General features: G+C 39.9%; 27 protein-coding genes. 3 read left to right on the top strand and 24 right to left on the bottom strand.

Annotation, left to right across the window (positions count from 1 at the left end):
• The 7 genes from traK to ACPEH5_RS21140 all read right to left on the bottom strand — a co-directional run.
• Positions 1-660: type-F conjugative transfer system secretin TraK (traK, locus tag ACPEH5_RS21170; RefSeq protein ID WP_423727166.1), on the bottom strand; the 660-nt coding region annotated here is incomplete at its 3' end.
• Entirely contained in the window at positions 641-1,213 is a 573-nt protein-coding gene (gene traE / locus ACPEH5_RS21165; protein ID WP_094962780.1) for a type IV conjugative transfer system protein TraE, read from the bottom strand. The genes traK and traE, both read right to left, overlap by 20 nt.
• Before the next feature lie 12 nt (positions 1,214-1,225).
• Positions 1,226-1,531: a type IV conjugative transfer system protein TraL gene (gene traL / locus ACPEH5_RS21160; RefSeq protein WP_094962781.1), complete on the bottom strand. Its 306-nt coding sequence runs from the start codon at positions 1,529-1,531 to the stop codon at positions 1,226-1,228.
• 32 nt (positions 1,532-1,563) lie between these two features.
• Complete coding sequence (locus ACPEH5_RS21155) at positions 1,564-1,938, bottom strand: type IV conjugative transfer system pilin TraA (protein WP_094962782.1); 375 nt, start codon at positions 1,936-1,938, stop codon at positions 1,564-1,566.
• A gap of 247 nt (positions 1,939-2,185) precedes the next feature.
• On the bottom strand, positions 2,186-2,371 hold the full coding sequence (locus ACPEH5_RS21150) for a TraY domain-containing protein (RefSeq protein WP_423727165.1): 186 nt from the start codon (positions 2,369-2,371) through the stop codon (positions 2,186-2,188).
• Positions 2,372-2,488: 117 nt separating this feature from the next.
• Positions 2,489-3,178, bottom strand: a complete 690-nt coding sequence (locus tag ACPEH5_RS21145) for a helix-turn-helix transcriptional regulator (RefSeq protein WP_423727164.1) — start codon at positions 3,176-3,178, stop codon at positions 2,489-2,491.
• A 230-nt stretch (positions 3,179-3,408) separates the two neighbouring features.
• Complete coding sequence (locus tag ACPEH5_RS21140) at positions 3,409-3,798, bottom strand: relaxosome protein TraM (protein WP_423727163.1); 390 nt, start codon at positions 3,796-3,798, stop codon at positions 3,409-3,411.
• A 457-nt stretch (positions 3,799-4,255) separates the two neighbouring features.
• On the opposite strand from ACPEH5_RS21140, the gene ACPEH5_RS21135 reads away from it, so the two are divergent.
• The gene (locus tag ACPEH5_RS21135) at positions 4,256-4,702 is read left to right on the top strand and encodes a transglycosylase SLT domain-containing protein (RefSeq protein WP_249890925.1); all 447 of its coding nucleotides are present in this window, start codon (positions 4,256-4,258) and stop codon (positions 4,700-4,702) included.
• A 108-nt stretch (positions 4,703-4,810) separates the two neighbouring features.
• Here ACPEH5_RS21135 and ACPEH5_RS21130 read toward each other — a convergent pair whose 3' ends face one another.
• The 17 genes from ACPEH5_RS21130 to ACPEH5_RS21050 all read right to left on the bottom strand — a co-directional run bounded on the left by ACPEH5_RS21130 (position 4,811) and on the right by ACPEH5_RS21050 (position 18,116).
• Positions 4,811-5,680, bottom strand: coding sequence for an LPD29 domain-containing protein (locus tag ACPEH5_RS21130; RefSeq protein ID WP_423727162.1), 870 nt, complete (start codon positions 5,678-5,680; stop codon positions 4,811-4,813).
• Between the two features lie 66 nt (positions 5,681-5,746).
• Positions 5,747-6,226, bottom strand: a complete 480-nt coding sequence (locus tag ACPEH5_RS21125) for an antirestriction protein (protein ID WP_249890923.1) — start codon at positions 6,224-6,226, stop codon at positions 5,747-5,749.
• 463 nt (positions 6,227-6,689) lie between these two features.
• On the bottom strand, positions 6,690-7,499 hold the full coding sequence (locus ACPEH5_RS21120; protein WP_249890922.1) for an N-6 DNA methylase: 810 nt from the start codon (positions 7,497-7,499) through the stop codon (positions 6,690-6,692).
• Between the two features lie 51 nt (positions 7,500-7,550).
• Positions 7,551-7,793, bottom strand: coding sequence for a hypothetical protein (locus ACPEH5_RS21115; protein ID WP_423727161.1), 243 nt, complete (start codon positions 7,791-7,793; stop codon positions 7,551-7,553).
• Positions 7,794-7,882: 89 nt separating this feature from the next.
• On the bottom strand, positions 7,883-8,221 hold the full coding sequence (locus ACPEH5_RS21110; RefSeq protein WP_423727160.1) for a hypothetical protein: 339 nt from the start codon (positions 8,219-8,221) through the stop codon (positions 7,883-7,885).
• 95 nt (positions 8,222-8,316) lie between these two features.
• Complete coding sequence (locus tag ACPEH5_RS21105) at positions 8,317-8,568, bottom strand: hypothetical protein (protein ID WP_249890919.1); 252 nt, start codon at positions 8,566-8,568, stop codon at positions 8,317-8,319.
• Positions 8,569-9,231: 663 nt separating this feature from the next.
• Positions 9,232-9,618, bottom strand: a complete 387-nt coding sequence (locus ACPEH5_RS21100; RefSeq protein ID WP_249890918.1) for a hypothetical protein — start codon at positions 9,616-9,618, stop codon at positions 9,232-9,234.
• A gap of 11 nt (positions 9,619-9,629) precedes the next feature.
• Complete coding sequence (locus tag ACPEH5_RS21095; RefSeq protein WP_249890917.1) at positions 9,630-9,896, bottom strand: hypothetical protein; 267 nt, start codon at positions 9,894-9,896, stop codon at positions 9,630-9,632.
• Positions 9,889-10,632: a plasmid SOS inhibition protein A gene (locus ACPEH5_RS21090; protein ID WP_423727159.1), complete on the bottom strand. Its 744-nt coding sequence runs from the start codon at positions 10,630-10,632 to the stop codon at positions 9,889-9,891. Before ACPEH5_RS21090 ends, ACPEH5_RS21095 begins: the two co-directional genes overlap by 8 nt.
• A 41-nt stretch (positions 10,633-10,673) precedes the next feature.
• On the bottom strand, positions 10,674-12,677 hold the full coding sequence (locus ACPEH5_RS21085; RefSeq protein WP_423727158.1) for a ParB/RepB/Spo0J family partition protein: 2,004 nt from the start codon (positions 12,675-12,677) through the stop codon (positions 10,674-10,676).
• A gap of 63 nt (positions 12,678-12,740) precedes the next feature.
• Positions 12,741-13,031, bottom strand: coding sequence for a hypothetical protein (locus ACPEH5_RS21080; RefSeq protein ID WP_249890914.1), 291 nt, complete (start codon positions 13,029-13,031; stop codon positions 12,741-12,743).
• Between the two features lie 673 nt (positions 13,032-13,704).
• Positions 13,705-14,973, bottom strand: coding sequence for a translesion error-prone DNA polymerase V subunit UmuC (gene umuC, locus ACPEH5_RS21075; protein ID WP_423727157.1), 1,269 nt, complete (start codon positions 14,971-14,973; stop codon positions 13,705-13,707).
• Positions 14,974-14,978: 5 nt separating this feature from the next.
• Positions 14,979-15,362: a translesion error-prone DNA polymerase V autoproteolytic subunit gene (umuD, locus tag ACPEH5_RS21070; RefSeq protein WP_249890912.1), complete on the bottom strand. Its 384-nt coding sequence runs from the start codon at positions 15,360-15,362 to the stop codon at positions 14,979-14,981.
• Between the two features lie 111 nt (positions 15,363-15,473).
• A complete protein-coding gene (locus ACPEH5_RS21065) occupies positions 15,474-15,803 on the bottom strand; it encodes a hypothetical protein (RefSeq protein WP_423727156.1) in 330 nt (109 codons plus the stop codon).
• The gene (locus ACPEH5_RS21060) at positions 15,800-16,240 is read right to left on the bottom strand and encodes a hypothetical protein (protein ID WP_423727155.1); all 441 of its coding nucleotides are present in this window, start codon (positions 16,238-16,240) and stop codon (positions 15,800-15,802) included. Before ACPEH5_RS21060 ends, ACPEH5_RS21065 begins: the two co-directional genes overlap by 4 nt.
• Complete coding sequence (locus ACPEH5_RS21055) at positions 16,237-17,247, bottom strand: ParB/RepB/Spo0J family partition protein (RefSeq protein ID WP_249890909.1); 1,011 nt, start codon at positions 17,245-17,247, stop codon at positions 16,237-16,239. The genes ACPEH5_RS21060 and ACPEH5_RS21055 overlap by 4 nt, the downstream gene beginning before the upstream one ends.
• A 5-nt stretch (positions 17,248-17,252) precedes the next feature.
• Positions 17,253-18,116 carry a ParA family protein gene (locus ACPEH5_RS21050; RefSeq protein WP_071548932.1) on the bottom strand — a complete coding sequence of 288 codons (864 nt, stop codon included), beginning with the start codon at positions 18,114-18,116 and terminating at the stop codon, positions 17,253-17,255.
• 611 nt (positions 18,117-18,727) lie between these two features.
• On the opposite strand from ACPEH5_RS21050, the gene ACPEH5_RS21045 reads away from it, so the two are divergent.
• Positions 18,728-18,916: a hypothetical protein gene (locus tag ACPEH5_RS21045; RefSeq protein ID WP_249890908.1), complete on the top strand. Its 189-nt coding sequence runs from the start codon at positions 18,728-18,730 to the stop codon at positions 18,914-18,916.
• Positions 18,917-18,937: 21 nt separating this feature from the next.
• Positions 18,938-19,675, top strand: coding sequence for a hypothetical protein (locus ACPEH5_RS21040; RefSeq protein WP_249890907.1), 738 nt, complete (start codon positions 18,938-18,940; stop codon positions 19,673-19,675).
• Positions 19,676-19,765: the final 90 nt, after the last annotated feature.

The raw sequence follows: 19,765 nt of genomic DNA, 5'->3' as shown, positions 1-19,765 counted from the left end.
AAACAATCGCTCAGTGATCGGTTTAGCGTTGGCCGTGGTATTACGCACCGCCAGTTTGTATACCCGAACTTCGCCGCCATTCCACATTTCATCCGTAGACACCACATACCCCGACGGTAATGACAAGGTTGGCGTAACGGTGACAGGTGCTTTAGCAAAACCTTGCGGGACTTCGCCGTTGAGTAATGCTTTATGCAGTCCAATCAGCATTTGAGGATAAGGCAGAGAACGCTCCCATTGTTTGGCTGCTGGACGTTTCGCAGGGACTGACGACACCAACTGCAACACGCGACCATCCCGTTTTTGCGGAACCGCCACTACTGACACGGTCAAACCGCCTGCGGTACGGACATAAAAGGTAAACGGTTTGGTTTGCGTGGTCATCAACACTACGCCACCACTGAGCTGACCCGTTGCCCCTTTTTGGTTGCCATTGATAAACATGCCTTGTGCACTATCAATCGCGACAATCCGGTCGCCTGGCACCACCAACATATTTGGCTCACTGTTACTAAAGGCCACACGCACTTGCGAATCAGGCGAGACAGGAATTTTTACAGGTAAAGTTGCAGCGGGCTCCGCTAAACTGAAGGCAGAAAAGAGGCCCAAACTCAGGGCCAATAACGCCAGTTGACTTAACTTACTTTTTCTTCTTTTCATCGACTTGTACCTCAAAGCCCCCTATTGTCGTGAGCCCATTTGCGTACTTCAGAGTTAATCGTAATGTCACCCGTTCAGGTAGCGATTTACGGTTGCCAATCCACGTTTGGATATCACCGTGAATATCGACAATGCCAGAATTGGGATACACATCCATTCCGGACAAATAAAAGGCACTGGTGACATTGTTTTCAATGATTTGTTTCGCTTCTTCAGCCAAAATCTCTTGCATCTGCGGTCGCTGACTATTATCAAAAAATCGTAATAAGGCTTTGTGATTAGCTTTAACCGATTCTGGTGATACGTTGTAACGTAAGAAAATCAACGACTGTGCGGTTTGTTCGAGGTAGTTGGCATCCGCATGCGAACGACTTAGGGTAAACGGGGTTTCAAAGAACTGCGGGATATAGGTCATTTCACGGCTATCAATTAAAGTGGCAATATTCGACCACGCCAGAATATTCCCTGTAATGCTTCCTCCTAATAAGCAAACTAATATAATGAAAATGAGTGATGTGAATTTGTGGGCAGATTTGGCTGCGCTCAGTTTCACCGTGACCTCCTGTTATTTTAACCAGAGCCTGAACGCGGAGTCGGGAAGTCGTTTGTACATTCCCTGAAAACAGAAGGAAGGCAAATACCAGTAACACGCATTAATCAGCCAATCTGTTCCCCTCCCTTTTTTGAAATACCTCAGTGCAAACCAGAGCAAAGCGCCAACGACAACCCCTGCAATATATTGCTTGTCCATGACTCCCCAGCATAATGGGAGAGCAATGGCACAGGTTTCATCGAGCGGTAAGCCGATTGGACGGCTTTGCTCCGTCAGCGTCTGAGGAAAGATGAATCGCTTAGCGCGCTCTTCTTCCATTACGCTGTTCCTTCAATACCAAATGACGTCTCTTATGGTGTCACGCCTGGTGCACGGGCACGGATAATGGCAAAGATAATACCGGTGATCACAAAGAACACAGGGATTAACACGAATGTCGCTGGGTTGTGATTACGTAAATACATCAAGAAGACCAACACCACTTCCGCTAACATGAAGTAATAAATCAGGGTTGAATCTTCCCCGAAGCTTGCTTCGGCATCTTCACGGCCCGCAGCCATTAAGTCATCCGCCGCCATTGCCCCTTTAGAGACTAAAAATGCCATCATCGGCAAACCGATTAAACGGAATAAAGTTTTACCCAGTTTAAAGTTCATCGCATCAATAGCACGTTTAAATAATCCCTTCTTACGGGCTGGCGTATTTTCGATAGTCAGTTGTGACATAGCAATTTCCTTGTTAATAGATGTTTCATTATTTTCAAAACAAACCCTTAAAGAGTATTAGATAGTAATTGAGCTTTTAGCTCGCTTTATTCCTTCATTAAACACAAAGAAATAAAGCGTGATAAAAACAAGATAAATTGAATGCGCTACCGCCCCAGCCTGACAAATCCATTTTTTAATGGCAAAGTCTTCCCGCTGTCTTTTTATTTAACAGTTTATAAAATCATGAAATTAAAATTTAAATAATTTATTTAGCTATGTCCCAGTAACTTCCTGTAATTTCATGTTCATTGTATAGGCTATAGACAAGTCTTAATAATGCTTCGTCTTGTTTAGAGCGACCTGCTGATTTAGCTGAATTAGCTAACAATTCATGAATTCTAGAAGAAATAGGGATAGTTAATCTTATCGCCTTAAATTTTTTAGTTGTCATTAACGTGAATTCCTAAGTGAAATTTTAAACACTATATCTAATAAAAAAAATAATGGAATTAGACAACTGCCCCATATTTACAGATTGTTACAAATATGGGGCGTTCGTCCAATTTCATTAGAACAGATGTATAAAGAAGTCTTTTAATAAATCACGAGGAATATATTTTTTCCATGAATAAACTTCAGCAACATATTTAAAGTTTCCCTCACCTAACAATTCCATTTTTCCATATACAGATTTCATTTTATTTTCAACAGTAGTTCTAGAAACATTTAGAAATGATGCTATTTGTCTATATGACATACCAGAGATAAACAACCATGCTATTTTCCATTCATCCTCTAATAACTCGTCAGATGGATTAACATTTTTAAACCTTTCCAAAGGAATTTTTTCAATATCTTTATCCTTACAAATTATATTAATATCATAAAGACTTAAATTATTTATAAATAAACTAATAGCTTTTAAAAAAAACAAATCATCATTGAATCTTGAAATTTGAATAAAATAAATAGGAGGTTCTTTTAATTGACGATTAAGTGAATAAGAAGGAAAAGAAACCACAATGTCCTTTGAGGTTACATCCCAAAAATCACTTTTAAGAAGATTAGAAAAAGAAGGGTAAAAAATGTTATATAAAAATTGTTCAATACCTGTTAGCTTGAACAGGTTAGAAGCTAAAAAAACAGAGTTTTCGTTTAATATGGCCCATACATCTTCATTTTTAAGATGAAAATCAAAAAAATCGAGCAAAACCTCTTGTTTTATTACGCTTAGATCAATAGGATCACATGCAGACATTTAACCATCTCCTTTAGGCTAGGTTATCTGTTTAGCTCAATAAGGGAGCTCGTAACTCCTTTATTGAGCGATTCATATTTTTTCTATATACCAATCATGTTGGCATTGTTAAATAATAACTTTAATTAAATAAACAATCAATTATTAATTTTAATTAATGTGATGTTTATTATCAAAATTACATAATAAAATATTATTCTAGAAAAAATAGGTACCATATTGATTTTAACTTAATCTTCTGGGAAGAAATTATTAATTAGCATTTCTGTCTCACGTTTCATCTCAGCTATACCCTCCCTAAAATCATAGCGGCTATCTTCTTTTATTTCATTAATATTAAATAACATCTGAAAAATCATTTGAATACATTGACGTGTTTTAGTTGAATCTTCTAACATTTGTTTTTTATAGAGATCTTCCCATGTCATTCCGTCATCATCTGTTTCATCCGCCTTCTTTTTTAAATTCATCGTGACACGAACGCCAATATCCAGCATTTCAGAACAGACGCTCGACATATTTGCATCAGCATGACTTGCACCATCCGCTCGCCGTTCATCAACAATCTCTCTAATTGCATCATAAACTTTTTGTGACATATATACGTTTTGTCTTGCCATTTATTTAACCTATTTATTTGAGTGCTAATTGAGTGTCTATTAAAATCGATAGTATCATATTCTTAGTGCTTTAGAAGTGCTAATCTTAACTTTTTTAAGCACTCTATTAGTGCTAAAATCTAGGCACTAATAGAGCACTGCAATTTTCAATTTATTGTTTTAACTTAATTAGCCACAAGATAGCCACAAAACAGCACTAACTTAGCCACATCTCAGCACTCTTTTAGCACTTAACACAAAGATTTTTAAAATTTTTACCCATTTATTTTTAATTAACACCCTGATTTAATGATAAATTCATGCAAAATGAAATTTTGCGTAGTGTGTGAGTTCTTTCTTTCAGAGGAGCATATTTATTGCTCCTCCTTTCTTTTGGCTTGCATTTAAATAGTGCTTTATTTTTTATTAAAATGGGCGATTCTGAGCTAAGAGAACTTATTATTAAATGGAGTTTTATATGCGAATGATCTGTATTCTCATTGCGTTATTTTTTTCGCCTTTTTCATTTTCGTTTGATTGCTATGATAAAGCAGGAAATGATTATCAAATTGACCCTGATTTATTACGCGCAGTTGCCTTTCGTGAAAGCTCATTCCAACCAAATGCGATTAACCAAGCTTCACCGACGCGATACGCTATTGGCTTAATGCAAATTCATTCGCAAAACTTTAACGAATTAGCACAGCATGGCATTACCGAAAATCAATTAAGGTTAGATCCGTGTATGAATATTTATACGGGCGCGTTTTATCTCGCTAAATTTATTCGTATACAAGGGGATATCTGGAAAGGCGTAGGGGCTTATAATGCAGGGTTGAAAAAATCCGAGGCTCAAGAACAAAAAAGAAATCAATATGCGCTTGAGGTCTATCATATTTATCTTAACATTAAAAAAAATAACTAAACTTACTCCTTTTACTTTCTATTTTTAACGCTATAATCACGTTTAATATTAAGTAATGCATGTGGCTTAGTATTAAAACGAGAAACGCGCCTTTATGGCGCGTTTTCTTTAATAACTGGTTTTTCTTAATTCTCGACCAATTTCCCCACCTATCCCATCATTTCCAATAATTTGTTCTCGTCCAATTTTGTATAACTTACCTTGATGATAATTTTCAACGCTCATTAACGTCGTATCAAACTCATAAGACTCGCCATATTTATCAATAAGTGATTTGATTGCCAACGCGATTATTTCATCACTGTAATGACGATTTGTAAAAACATAATCAGCACCACCATAAACCATATTAAATGGTGAGCTTTCATTGTAAGAGTAATCAGTATAGCAATCGAAGCGTGACGTTTTATATTTTTTGACAATCGAGTCGACTTCATCCACTGTCGGGCCATCTGTCCATGATACATAATAAGAACTGTAATATTGTTTACGAACTGAAAATTTAGTTTTTGGAAAATGTTTTTTTAACTCTGCACGAATATTTTTACCCACTATTTTTACTTTATTGTCTGAATTAGCGGTTATCTGGGTTAAGTGTGAATATTGATTATTATTTTTTTGAAATTCGACACCTTGATTAAATTCGATTTGTTTTTTTTCTTCCTCAGATTTTTCCGTTTGTTCGAATTCTTCTGATTGTTTAATTAATGATTCAATTGTTTCATTATCAACAATTTCATTTTTAACTTCCCACTGAATCCCCCCCCTTAAAACAGATTCTGGTAAGCGATTTGATTTATCACCATTGTAAAATACAATATCAAATTCTGCGTTGCCTCCACTTACAATGACATTACATAGATTCGTCACTGTATCTGGTTTTTGTTCTCCATGGATTTGAGTGATCACTCCCAAGCCATGATTATATAAATTTGTATAAACAACCTGACCAACCGATAATAATGTTTGCTGTTCCATAATTTTTTCTCTCTTTAATTAATGAAGTTTGATTAAGCGCAAGCCCGAGACTTGCGCAGGATTTAATTAATCAATGGCATTCAATATCTTTGTTTGTGATTCAGGGGGTAATGTGAAAATAAAATCCCGTAGTTGATGAAAATAAGCAGAAATACGCTCACATTCTTCTGTGTGCCCTTTTTCATCAGTGACGAATGAGAAATGACTTAACATCATTAAGGTCACAATGATCCCCGCTTCTTGGGCGCTAACATCGTCCATAAAGCCGTTTGGTGAGGTGAGCATATAGCCTTTTGTCGGTTGCAAATAAAAACCGTTATTCGACAACGTATAAAAATCCCAATACCCGCCGTTATAGGCTACAGCATTCCGAGTCATCCAGTTATAGATTGCATTTTCAAATGCAATGCAATACCGCCCTAATTTTGAAGGTAAAAATTTTAAACGGGCTCGCTCGTTCTTCACCTCAATAGCAGTGATTACAGTTTCGTCTTTTCCATTTCTTTCGTTAGATTCTTGAGCTGCAAGGCTTTGTTGTTGAGTCATTTTAGTGTCTCCTTTGGGTTAATGATTTCTTTCGTTGAGTTCCTTCGCTGCAAAGGGCGTACATAGACGAAATGAGGAAGGAAGCAAGGGCGGAGGCAAAATTGTTGGAAAGCGCAGCGACAAGAATTTTGCTGGAGTGCACTTTACGCTTGCTGGATGACGAATTGAGTCTATGTTTAAGCCCGAGCGGAGGGGCTTGGCGAAAGATTAACAACACAGTGGCTGAAAATGACGCAACCCGACTTGCGGCGAGAGAATCGAACCGCAAGGCGTCCTTTGAGCTTAACAACGTTAAGCGGTTTATCAGGGGCGGCTCCCTTAGGGAGCTTGCACCCCTGTCCTTTGCGCCACGCGTCAGCGTTAAAAGGCGCAGGGGTTGTCTTTGTCGGATTGAGCCTGGCTCGATGCCAGGATTAAGCCGATGCGCAAATAGGGGAATAAATCCCCTTGAAAATAACGTGAATTAGGCTGTAAGAAAGGATTTAAAGCGGAATGAGTTTAACATTAACATCGGGGTATACAGTGTTTGGCGAACTTCCAAGGTCAAGCTGTTGCCGATATTCACAATCGCAGGTATCCCCAATAATGCCAGTTGGACGTAACACATTCGGGCGGCAACTTCATCAATATCCGTACACACCGCAATCATTTGCGTTTGTGAGTTATAGCCTTGTTGTAAAACAGAATTTGCACAGGCAATCACCATTCCGCCCGCCCCGCACGTAGGCTCGCACACACTGATATAGCCATTTTTTTCAATTATCTTGCTGCAATCACCAATGATAAAATTTGCCATTAGCTGGCTGATATGAAATGGGGTGAAAAACTGCCCCCATGCCCCTTCGCCAAGTTCTAATGACATAAAGAGTTCCCCTAAAAAATCAGTCGCTTGACTGTCTAAGGCATTAACACAAATTGCCATTAATTTGGCGAATACATCTAAATCGGCTCTTTCATAACGCGCAATCACGTTAAAGTAAGTTTGTTCCAACTCAGGACACTGTTTTACGCTGTTTTCTAATGAAATCGCGGCAACATGAATAAAATCTCGAAATACGTCTAAGCGACTGTGATAACGTGCCGTTTGATTAAATAATTGAATAAATTCCTTGTGAAAATCGCGCTTTGATTTGGCGTTAACCGTGGTTAGGTTTGCTTTCTCGACTATTTTGTCTGTCTTTGTGTCTATCTTACTGGGCAAACCTGAGATAATAGGGCTGGCTCCTTTCGCGGGTTGGCTTAAATCCACATCAAAAAAACTCAATTGTGACATATCGACGCTCCAGAACTGCCCCTGAAACAAAAACAGGGGCAGTGATTTAACTTAAATCCACGATTTACGCAGTTCTAAACAACGCAAAAGTTGCCCCAAACACTGGTTATTCATTGCAGGGATGCGAACGGGCTGTTTTCGTTTAAGTTGTTTGTCGATATGCCGCGCCATTGACCGATAACACGGCTCAATTTTACTTATTGTCATATCGTGACGCACGACCCGACGTTTTGACAGGGCGGGCATTTGGGGCTTTACAGGGTTGGCAGCGTATGCCATGATTGTTGAGTTCATAGGAGCTACTCCTTTGAGTGAGTTGATGCCTTGAGTTCCTCGCTAAAGTCATTCAAGGCACGGATTAAGCAGGCGCAAGCCTGCTTTTTTCATTGTTGTGCCAGCAATCCAGCACAACGCACACGCGAAATAATTTGCGCATGAGATAACGTTAATACATCCCGAAACGTAAAATAACGTTCGTCCACTTTGACAAAAATGTCAGTCACGTTCCCTAAAACCATCTCTTGCAATTTAAAGGACTCCGTATTGTTATTGCCTTGCCAATCCAGCGGGGGCATAACGGATAACGCATCCATAAATTGCATTAAGGTAATCTCTGTCGGGGCAGTTTTAGCCGCTTGTTCACGTCCTATCCAATACATCAATTCCGCGCTTTGGGTTTCTGAGTAACTGTCTGTTTCGTACTGCTCTAATGCGTGATACATACTCTTTCTCCTTTTATGATTTAGTGGTGGGTCAATATCGAACTGGCTCGATATTGAATAGCGCGTTACGATTTCGCGCTATTCAATAGGTCGCTTTAACGGTATTGGCGAACCTGTTTTTTAAACGGTTTAAGGTGGTTGGCGTTTTCAATTTCGCAGTAAGTTAAATCGGTGTTTTTTGTTCCATCGGTTAAGGCATATTGGTAATTCATGTTCATTTTTTCCGCGAATTTCGTTTTTTTCAGAAAAGTGAAGAATTCCGCAATGGAATTGAAGTGATAAACGTCATCCGTTTGCCCTGTCACATTTTTCTTATGGGTTTCCGCAATAAAAATTTGATAATTCATGTTGATACTCCTTGTTTTTGGCTTTTAACTCATCTTTCTGGAGGTTTTGGCGTGGCGGTGTTGACGTTCACCGATGGCCTCGTAGTTCTCTTTGAAAGTGTTAATTCATCTTACTGTCAGTTCAGTCGCGGCAAGGGCGTGCATAGCTGAGACGAGGAAGGAAGCAAGGGCGGAAGCAAAATTGTTGGAAAGCGCAGCGACAAGAATTTTGCTGGAGTGCACTTTACGCTTGCTGGATGACGAGTTGAGGCTATGTTTAAGCCCTAGCGAATGGGCTGATAGTAAGAAAATAACCGTCGGGTGAGGAGGCAATCGGCCGACACGCAACGCGTGGCGTCTTTAACGGCCGTGCGAAGCACGAAATGCCGTGCAGTTAGGTTTCGCTTGCTATCCGAAGGACAGAGACGCTTGCGGCTCTGCGGAAACCCATTCCTAAAACGAATGGAGTTGGAGTGTAGGCGACAGCTCGATAACGTCGAGCTGCCGTAGGAACCCATAAGGGGTTATTTTATGTTTATGATAAAAATTTCTTAACTCATTGTTATTAAAATTAAAGCTGTAACTTACTTAATCACTCGCTCAGTAAAACTCAATCTCTTTTTAACCGTATAGACTGGTTTTACACCGAAATACTGACTTTCTTTTGCTAACCAGATCTTAAGCTCAACAAGAAAATGTTCGGGTGTATACCGAACATTTTCTTGCAATGCGCGGTATAATTCGACATTCATTGGGGTATATTGATGTAATAAATGCATTAAGTTTCCATTCACTATTTAAAATGAGAAATAACTTTAATTTAATGAAAAGAGTGATACTCAAGCACCAATAGACCAGTACTACGGGAACAACTAAGCCCACAATCGGTAAATTCGCCAAGATCAGCCATACAGACCCGACAGTTAACGTCAAAAACCAAACGAAAAGTCCCATTTTTTCAGCGAAATAGCGTGTTCTTACGCCGTGTTTTATTTTGCATAAATCCTGATAGGCAAACTCAAACCGCTGCTGTTCGGTGATTTCAGTAACATCATTTTCGATATTTTTCACTTATCTCATCCTTAAAATAGCACAAGACTGGTTGCCAAAAATGCGCCTTTAACGTCCTGACTCGAGGGGTAATAATAGGTCACATGCCCTTCTCTAGGCACTGCCTTGTAATAACCCACATTGATATCTTCACAGGCTAACCACGTTTCTCGATCACTCTGTGAAATTTCATTCGCGGCAATTGCTGAGTTAATGACCGTTTCTTTTGTGTGCTCACCGCGCATCATTAGCACCAAACTGTCTTCAGTTTCGAGTAAAACCACATTCCATTCATTCATGGTCAACGCCCTTTTTACCGATTAATTTATTAGGAATGGTATAATTATCCAGTAATTGCTCACCGTATGATCGGGTATCGATATCCTCATTGAAATCCAAGAGAGCCGACCACAACGGGGCAAAATCAAGGTATTTTCGCAAGTTTAAATTGTTAAATCGCGTCGTCCAGTTTACAAGCAATTCAATCAAATCATACTCTTCAATCCCATCATGATTAAACCGGTTGTACCACGATTTAAACTCACTGGGGGTAATAAAGGCTAACTCAATTTCGGCTTGGGCTAATCGATTTTGATACTGTTGCTGCGCTTTAATTTGGGCTTTTTGTCGGGCACGGCTCACTACCTGTACTTGAGAATGAATTTTTCGCCCCTGCCGTTCACGGTCGCGGTAATCCAGCTCAGGAAAAAAATCACGCACATGATGATCGCATAACGGCAATGGACAAATATAACCACGGGACTGAATAAACGTATCTAGAGCCGAAAGATAGCGATTTTTTGACGGCATTTCACGTTTATCATCAAAAGATAACACCAACGTAGAGTGCAAATCTTTTGCGGTTATTGCCCCTTTATTCCCTGTAAAAAATCGAATTAACGCACTCGCATAGGGATAGCTTTTTTGGTATTGCCCTTTTTGCATTTTATCTTCGACAAAAAGGATGGCTTTTGCTGCGGCATATTGACGGTCATTAAACGGCACAAGGGCTAAATGGTTTGGAATCGTTGTCATGATTATTCACACTGCCCTTTCGGGCAGTGTCTCCAGTCTGATTATTGCGCGTTATCGGTGTGGTGAGTGTCAGCGTTTACATTCAGAAAACAGCTCGGCAACCAATGGGTATCTTTGAGGGTATTTTCAGCCAACTCCGCAGCATCCCCTTTCTTCATTTTGACAGCTTCAAGGGCTTTATCTGCTGCCCCTGCATCCACTAAACAATCGCTGATTTGGTCTTTACTGATACGCCCAAAGAAATTGGCTTTTGTTGGCTGCCACCACTGACGAAAATCAAAGGCAATTGCCTGTTCAATTGGGCGCAGGGCTTCGGCTAACGTGTTATCGTGCGGAGCATAATGATTGACTTCACTCAACGTTTGCGCAGAGCAAAACGCCAGTAACGCGACTAAATCCGCTTGCTCCCATGACAACAACCAAGAAAAATCGGCTTGCCATGCGTCAGGGAGACGCGCTGACCACGACTCAAATTGCGTATTGAGTAATTGCAATGCTTCACTGTCTTGGGCGGTCGGGGCATTTTTGAGTAACTCTTCCTGAGAAAGCGAAAACTTAATGTTAAATGCAGTTTTGGCATACGGTGAACCAAACACTTGAATGCATGCATCATGAACCAAAATCGCCAGTGCCACGTTTGGATGTTGTGTTAATGCCGCTTGAACCGCTAATGTGCGCTCCGAAGAAAGACTTTTGCACAAGGCTGCGCTGTAGGTAGAAACCGTCTCAACTTGAGTCGTTGATTGCTCACTTTCACTACTTTCCGTTTCGCTTTCCGCTTCACTGCACGGTGACTCTTGCTGTGCTAAGTCAATGACGCCACGGATGACACACGGTTCTCCATCACGGTCAAGGTAGACAACAACGCCTTTTGTGGCTTTTCCATCGGCTGTCCACGCTTGATTTTTAGTCCGACTTTCAATGCCCTCGATTTGATTTTCGCAATCATTCACGGCTTGCCAAAGGTCGATTTGTTCATGATATTCCTCTGCATTTAATGCTTGTTCCCGTAAATCCGCTTCACGAGCACGCAATTCAGCCAGTAAATCCGCAAATTCAGGGGGAATGACCGCCTCGGGCGCATGACTGAGAGACAAGGTTTCCCCACCATTACCGTAAAAGCTCGGACGCTCTAAACGGGCAGTACCGAACTGCCAACCCTCAATATCCGCTAACAGTTCCGCACACGCACTGAGTTTATCTAGTGCCATTTTTTCTAATAGCGGGGCGTTTTCAATAAATCCTGCTTCGGTAAATAGGTCAATTTCAAGGGTTCCCCCTGCTTGCTCGTAGGCATCCAACCCCACAAACTTCACCAGTCGATTATTTTCGACGGGGGTTTTGGTTTCTTCAATCGCTTCACGTAAGTAAGGTGGCTCTTTTTTCCAACCCATTGCATTGTTCCACACCATCACTTGACGCTCATGGTCAGGGGTTCCGGCTAACGCTTGCAGTTGGTCTAGGGTAATATTATCCGCATCCAATTCGGCTAACAGCTCAGGCGCCATGTTTGCTAAACGCAGACATTTTTTAACGTGATGAGTGCTGAACCCTAATAAGTCACCGATTTCAGCCGCATTTTTGCCTGTTTTTTGTAGCTCGATAAAAGCATGAAGTTGGTCGGCTGGGTGCATAGCTTCACGTTGGCTATTTTCCGTCAGGGAAATAATCAGCGCATCGGACTCTGAAACCACTTTGACAGGCACAGGGAAACTCGACGCTAAATGCCCTTTTGTCACCAATTGTTGTAACGCCAGTAAACGACGTTGACCCGCAGCAACCCCGTAGACGTCATTGTCCATCGGGTAAACCACCAAGTTTTGTAATACCCCGACCGCTTGAATACTGTCTGCCAGTTCGGACAAGACTTTTTCGTCGATTGGACGTTTACGGACATTGAATTCACTCTGTACCAATGCCGATAACGGCAATACATGCGCTTCCATACTGTCCAATGCCTGATAAATCGCGTCGGTTTGTGCGGATTTTGTGCCTTTTTTTGCTTTACGTTGTTTTGGGTTAATGATAGTTTCTAATGTAGACATAATTGATACCTCTATTGTTTTTAATGTGTCTTTGCTAAGAGAGTGACAAGGCTCTCTTAGCACCTAAGATGCCTGAATCAGTTCAGGACGCAGATAGAACATGTTGTTTAAATTGTCACTAAAGCCAATCGGATAACCGTCTTTCATAAAAATACTGTTGGAATCGTATGCATCACTGTGCAGCGTGATTTCTTCGTCGTACAACTCAGGTGAGATATCCCCCTCGAATAAATCCAATAACCGTGTTAATGGCGCAATGTAATGCAATAAATCGGCTTTCTGACTATCCGTCAGTGGGTTTTTAACCCTTCTTTCGTTAGATTCTGGAGCTGCAAGGTTTTGATGTGATGACATTTTTGAATCCTCCACCGTGTTAATGATTTCTTTCGTTGAGTTCCTCCGCTGCAAAGGCCGTACATAGCCGAGACGAGGAAAGAAGCAAGGGCGGAGACAAAATTGTTGGAAAGCGCAGCGACAAGAATTTTGGTGGAGTGCACTTTACGCTTGCTGTATGACGAGATGAGGCAATGTTTTAGGCCAAGCGGAGGTGCTCGATGAAAGATTAATCACACAGGTGATGAAAATGACAGCACCCGACTTGCAGCGAGAGAAGCGAACGGTAAGTCGCCATTAACGCTTAGCGTAGCTAAGCAGTGAACCAGGGGCGGTCCCGCAGGGAGCTGCACCCCTGCCCTTTACGCCACGTTGAAAACGGAAAAAGGCGCAGCGGTTGACCTTTCAAGCCGGTTGTCCCCATTTTCCACATTTGGCGAGCCAGTGAACGCGCCCCAAACAGGCGCGTGAACGGAAGTGTACGGGGAATCTGCGCCAACTGTGTGTAAATGGGGTCAATCCGGCGTTCGGCTTAAGCCTGGCTCAATGCCAGCATGAAGCCGTTGCCCCGAAACGCAAAAAAAGCGTATCCACAAAATCAGTGGATAACTTGAAATAGCCCTGTTAATAAAAAGGTTAATAGCCTGATTAATGAATGAACATCAACACTGCTCAAAAAATCACCGCCCAATGATTAGCATTTTACGATAGGAATATCCGAGAATTGCGTTGTCCAGCGAGGCGAGAGAAATTGCTGCTTCATTTTCCATAAAGCTGATTGCGATTGAACACCCTGACCTGCAAACCAGATAGCCCCTTTTCCGCGATTAATCTGGTCAATCGTCTGCATCAGTTCACCACTTTTGCGAAAAGCATGGCCACTTTCAAACAAATTCAGCTGCACTTGCCCTGAAGGGGAAAATTCACTGAGTAATATGCCACTTTTGCTGTATTTCACATTCGGAAGCCAAAGTCTGTCAAATAACCCCACGGCTGCCTGAATAATCTCGCGTGTATCTTGGGTCGGATAAATGAGCGCTTGGGTTTCTTGTCGATAATAGTGCGGCTCATGATGAGAAAAATGGCTACTCTGCACCCACAATGTGACTAATCGACAATACTGTTTTTCTTCACGCAATTTTTCTGCTGCACGTTCAGCAAAGGCACACACCGATTGGCGAACTAACTCATAATCCATCACTTTATGGCCGAATGAACGGGAGCAAATAATTTGCTGCTTAGCGGGCGCAATTTCTTCCAGCTGAAGACACGATTCACCGTTCAGTTCGCGCACGGTTCGCTCTAATACCACTGAGTACATTTGGCGTGCCTGGGTCGTTGACAACCGACTTAAATCCAAGGCAGTTTCAATTCCGCTTTGATTCAGGCGTTTTGCCAGTTTACGCCCTATTCCCCAAATGTCCCCAACCGGGACGAGTGCCATGAGTTTTTTCTGACGATTGGGTGAACTTAAATCGACGACACCACCTGTTTTCTTCCACGTTTTGGCGGCGTGGTTCGCTAGCTTAGCTAACGTTTTGGTACTGGAAATTCCCACGCCGACAGGCAAATGTGCACACCGGAATACATCCTCTTTTAATTTATGGCCAAGTTCATGCCATGAATACAATGTATTCATGCCCGTCAGGTTACAAAAGCTCTCGTCAATACTGTAAACCTCAATTTGAGGCACGATTTGAGCAACCACCGCCATAAATCGATTACTGAAATCGGCATACAATGGATAATTTGAAGAAAATACAGCCACTTGCCTTTGTTTGATTATCTGCTTAATTTCAAAATAAGGGGCTCCCATACGGATATAGGGCTTCGCCTCCGCCGAACGCGCAATCACACAGCCATCATTATTCGAAAGGCAAATAATCGGCTTTCCTTTTAAATCGGGGCGGAAAACGGATTCACAGGAGGTATACATAGAATTGACATCGATGAGCGCAAACATGTTATTTACCGACAGGTATGCACGGCATAACGAACAACGCCGAAAATTTTCACGTCCGTATCGTCATTGATGGGGATAGCGGGAAATTGACTGTTAGCAGGAATAAGCGCTTTAGTCGGTGTGATTTGCAGGTACTTGCAGGTGAATTCGCCATCGTATTCAGCAACCACTATTTCCCCATGACGGGCAGTCAGGTGACTTTCAACGACTAATAAGTCACCGTCAAAAATCCCCGCATCCTTCATCGAATCGCCAGAGGCGCGAAGAAAATAGGTACTTTCAGGATAACGAATAAGTTCGGCATCAAGCGATAAACGACGCTCAACGTGGTCTTGAGCTGGACTGGGAAAACCACAGGCAATTAGACTTTCGAAAATGGGAATTTGCATAGCGCACCAATACTGTATAAATACACAGCATAAGTATACTTTACTCCATTTTAAAAAACAAACATGTGAATTTATAACTCACATCTACTATTTCGCATGCGAAATGGTTTTCTAATTCCTTCTATACAAACGTAATACATCAGATGTTAATTTATAATGTTGCTTACCCCACCGTCCAAAAATGTTCTCCTCAATATAATCTCGATTATTTTTGTCACCTTGATCTCTATAGTAGTATATTAAAATGATTCCTTTATCTTTTAGATAGTTTGCAACTTGAGTTATATTTGTCCTTACATAACCAGTATTTGATTGGAACAAATCCAGATCAATACCATCTAATCCGTTATCAAAAGCATCAAGTAAATATGCTAGCAAGGATGATGATATTGAACGACGTCCTGAAGATGTAATTATTTTTTCTAGTCCCGAAAAAGTCATTTTCTTTTTTTATGCCTTCTAAAATTTGCATCTTCCTCTATGGCTGCAGTAACCCAGCCTGCTGCAATATCTTGATTTATATGTTTAGGTAGATAACTTAACATCTCAGCTATACTATTTTTCTTATATAACCGTTGCAATAGCGATGCCATTCCGCACCATTCTACATGTGTGCTTGGTTTCCATTCATTAGCAAATAATAATAGAAGAGCGCTTTGTGCAGCCCAAAGTGGCGTGTTTGTCGGTGTTGTTTTTGTCCATTGGATTAATGCAGAACCTGGAATTGATTTAGACCTTTCAGTAAGACCGAGCTCAATTGCTGTTTGACATAATATTTTTGATTTTTCTGTTGCTGTACCAGATATTTGCAATAACCATGTTTTAATAATCTGGCCACGAAACTCTGTGGCCATAGTTGAAAATGGCGTACCTATCATTTGATCTGTACTAACCCTTTTACTATTAATTTATCAACATTGACAGAGTTGATGCTATTTTCAAGCTTTACCCATACAACCCCGTCACTTTCAGGCTTTTTATCCGTGAGAATAATACCTATCTTGTTATCAAACTCCACCTGAACATGCCACACATCATTTGTATTAACTTGAGATTTTGAATGAGAAACTTGTTTTGATTTCGCATGCGAAATTTTTTCTTTATCTCTATTTTTTATTTTACTTAATTCATCTTTTGCTTCATTACGAGAAACACCATTTTTTCTTGCTTTTTCAACAAGTTTTTCAGCAATTTTGGGGTTAATTTCATTTATCTGAGTAAGTGTATATGCTAAGTCTACATCTAAAGTTACTTTATCTTTTAGTAATGTGGTAACACTTTCAGGAGCACTTATTAATTTTAAATGTTTACTCACAAATGATGTAGGTTTACCTACAGTTTTTGCTATTTCTTCTCCAGTCATTCCATGAACTGTTTTAAGCTCATTAAATGCTATTGCTGTTGCTAAAGGTTTAAGGCCGGATTGTTGTAGGTTTTCTATCAACTGACCAATAATTCGAAATTTATCGTTTTTGGGTGGAGAACCGACATAAATATCAATAAAGGTATCTCCTCTTTTTTTTGCTGTTCGCCAACGAGTTTCACCCATCCAAATTCTATAACCAGTCCTATCTTTTGGATAACAACGCGGTGGTGTTAATATCCCTACAGTGTTAAACGTATCAGCCATTCCCTCTATTATGGAGTCATCAAAATCTTCCTCTGGACGAACTTGACTCTCTGCATAAACTTCATCTATTGAAACTCTAATTATTTGCCCTTCCGTTTCTAATTCAGGGCGGGCAATATCAGTCATAATTTGGTGAGCAGCAATATCTCTGATTTCCTCATTAGGTGACTTAGTTTCAATAACTTTGTTAATTGCTTCGGTTGCCGATTTACGATTTTGATCACGTAGTCGACTCAAAAATTGTTTTTTAGCCATTTAATTTATCCTACCTGTTTCACAATTCGTTTTGCTAATTCTTCATATTGAATTGCTGGTTTAGATTTAGGCTCATATTCTTTAAATGTCATACCTAATTCTATAGCTTCTTTTGCTGTTGCTTGAGCAAACGAAATATAAGCTAAGATATAATCTTGGGTATAACCTTTATCTTCAAGTATTTCGACTAGCATATTAAGGTTATGAGTATCCACAGCCCCCAAATAACCATCAAAAAGTGGTTTTGAATAGTTCGCAACTGTAGCTTGAGTCACATAGGTTCCCAAAAATTGTAACGATGGATTATAGTTTTTCTTTATTTTTTGCATGTAAGTTAATTGTTTAGCTACAGCATTCCTTGATTGTTTTTCTAGTAAGGTTGGAATTAATAAATAATCAGCAGCCATATGACTTGCTACCATTACATTAGAATATGAAGGGGCTGAGTCTATAAAAATAAAATCATATTTTTCCTTCAATTCTAATATACGATCTCGGAAATCAAACATACAATCAGAGTGTCTATAGTTAACCTCATTAAGTTCACTCGTTGTGCCTATGAAGTCACGTCCATCATCTAGAGTTATCGGTTTAATGTCAGTATTAGAAAAAAACAATTGATAGGTATTAGCCTCACCAGGGGTGAACTCATGCTTTAATGGTTCTTTTTCAATTTCCAATGGAAGTTCATTCGGAAAGGTGCGTTCTGTTAACCCTGTAGTCCAATCCGCATCAATTTCTAGAACTGAATACCCCATTTTTTGCAAGTTGAAAGATATTTCATTAGTAGATTGAGACTTAACTACACCACCTTTCTGGCTGCACACTACTATTAGCTTGCCAAGTTTTTTTCCTGTTTTGAGTTCCATATTAGAATCCTTAGTATTTCGCATGCGAAATGTTGAGAAAGGTGTGGTGTGACAAGAATATACTTATATTAATATCAATTTTCATATCCACTCCTATGAGTCAGGCGTTTCGCCTAAAAAGACACAACTTCATGTATCTTTGAAAGCTATGAATCTAAATTCATATCTTGAGGGGATTATATCATAAATTCATTGCATATCAATATTGATATGCAATGAATTTCGCATGCGAAATTTTCTAAAAGATTATCTTATTCTTACATTAAGAACCTTCAACATACCATTTAAGTATAACTATATAATAAGTATATTTTAGTTATCAATTTTCATATCATTGGAGTTATATTTTTGATTTAAACGATACACTGTCATTTAAATCACAATGGAAGGTTCTTGAATGGAGTGGCGAATGGAGTTTGGCGCGATTAAATATTTATCTCGTAGATTATAATCAACACTGATAGTCAGCTTTGAGCAAAAAGATGAAGCAAAGCATAGATCGCACAATAATGATCAGCAATATTCTGAAAAAGATACAGTTTAAACCTTAAAATGAATTAACATTGATGAAAACTTAAGCTTAATTTAGTCAAAAATGCAAAGGGATATTTATGATTCCAACGTTCACTAAAGCAAAATTTTGGAAATGTGCACTTCAAGTTAATCCCTCGAACTACATTAGTTATAGAGGGAAACAACAAGGGTTGACTGGGGATGAATACAACCAAAAACTTCTAGAAGTTTGCCTTGAAGAAAACATCAAAGTTGTTGGCCTTGCAGACCACGGAAATGTTGGCTAAGTAAACAAAATTCGAGCCTTAATGTCCAAGCATGGCATTGTTGTTTTTCCAGGGTTTGAAATTGCGTCGAGTGAAAAGGTGCATTTAGTTTGTCTTTTTCATGAAGACGAAACAGTTAAAAATCTTGAGCACTATCTTTACGAACTAAATATTGATCCTAACCAAGGCACATTGCCTTCACCACATAGTGCAGACTATATTTTAAATAAAGTGCGTGATAAAGGAGGATTCATATATGCAGCCCATTGCACAGACGACAATGGGGTACTCAAACAAAAACTGAACAATATTTGGAAAAATGAGTTATTAGTTGCAGCTCAAATCCCGACAACACTTCAAGCAATAAAAGAACAAGGTGACCAAGCAAACTTTCAAATTCTGACAAACAAAGACATGGCGTATCATCGAAATGTTCCTATGGCGTTAATTAACGCAAAGGATATTGAAGAGCCTGAAACTTTAAGGAAAGACAACGCGTCGTGTTTAATCAAAATGACAATACCCAGTTTTTCAGCATTTAAGCAAGCATTTAATGATCCAGAATCAAGGGTCAGATTAAACTCAGACATCAGCGAACAGTATTACTCTAGGTTGGAGTCTGTTGTTTTTATTGGCGGGTACTTAGGCGGCGTCGAAATAGACTTTTCCGAACACCTAAATACCGTTATTGGAGGTAGAGGTACGGGTTTGAATGTATTCGTTACGCGCTCGATATTACTCCAATCGGCAAGCAAGCCAGTGAACAACACGAGAAAATAGTCAAATCGAACTTAAGCACTGGACAAATCAAACTTTCGATAAAGTCGACAACTAAGCATGGTAATAACTATCAGATTACAAGGAGGTATG

The sequence above is a fragment of the Providencia sp. NPDC089933 genome (genome assembly GCF_049545585.1).
In the GTDB taxonomy this organism is placed as follows: Bacteria; Pseudomonadota; Gammaproteobacteria; order Enterobacterales; family Enterobacteriaceae; genus Providencia; species Providencia huashanensis.
The sequence above is the reverse complement of the archived record's forward strand: the minus strand, read 5'-3'. Positions and strand labels throughout refer to the sequence as shown.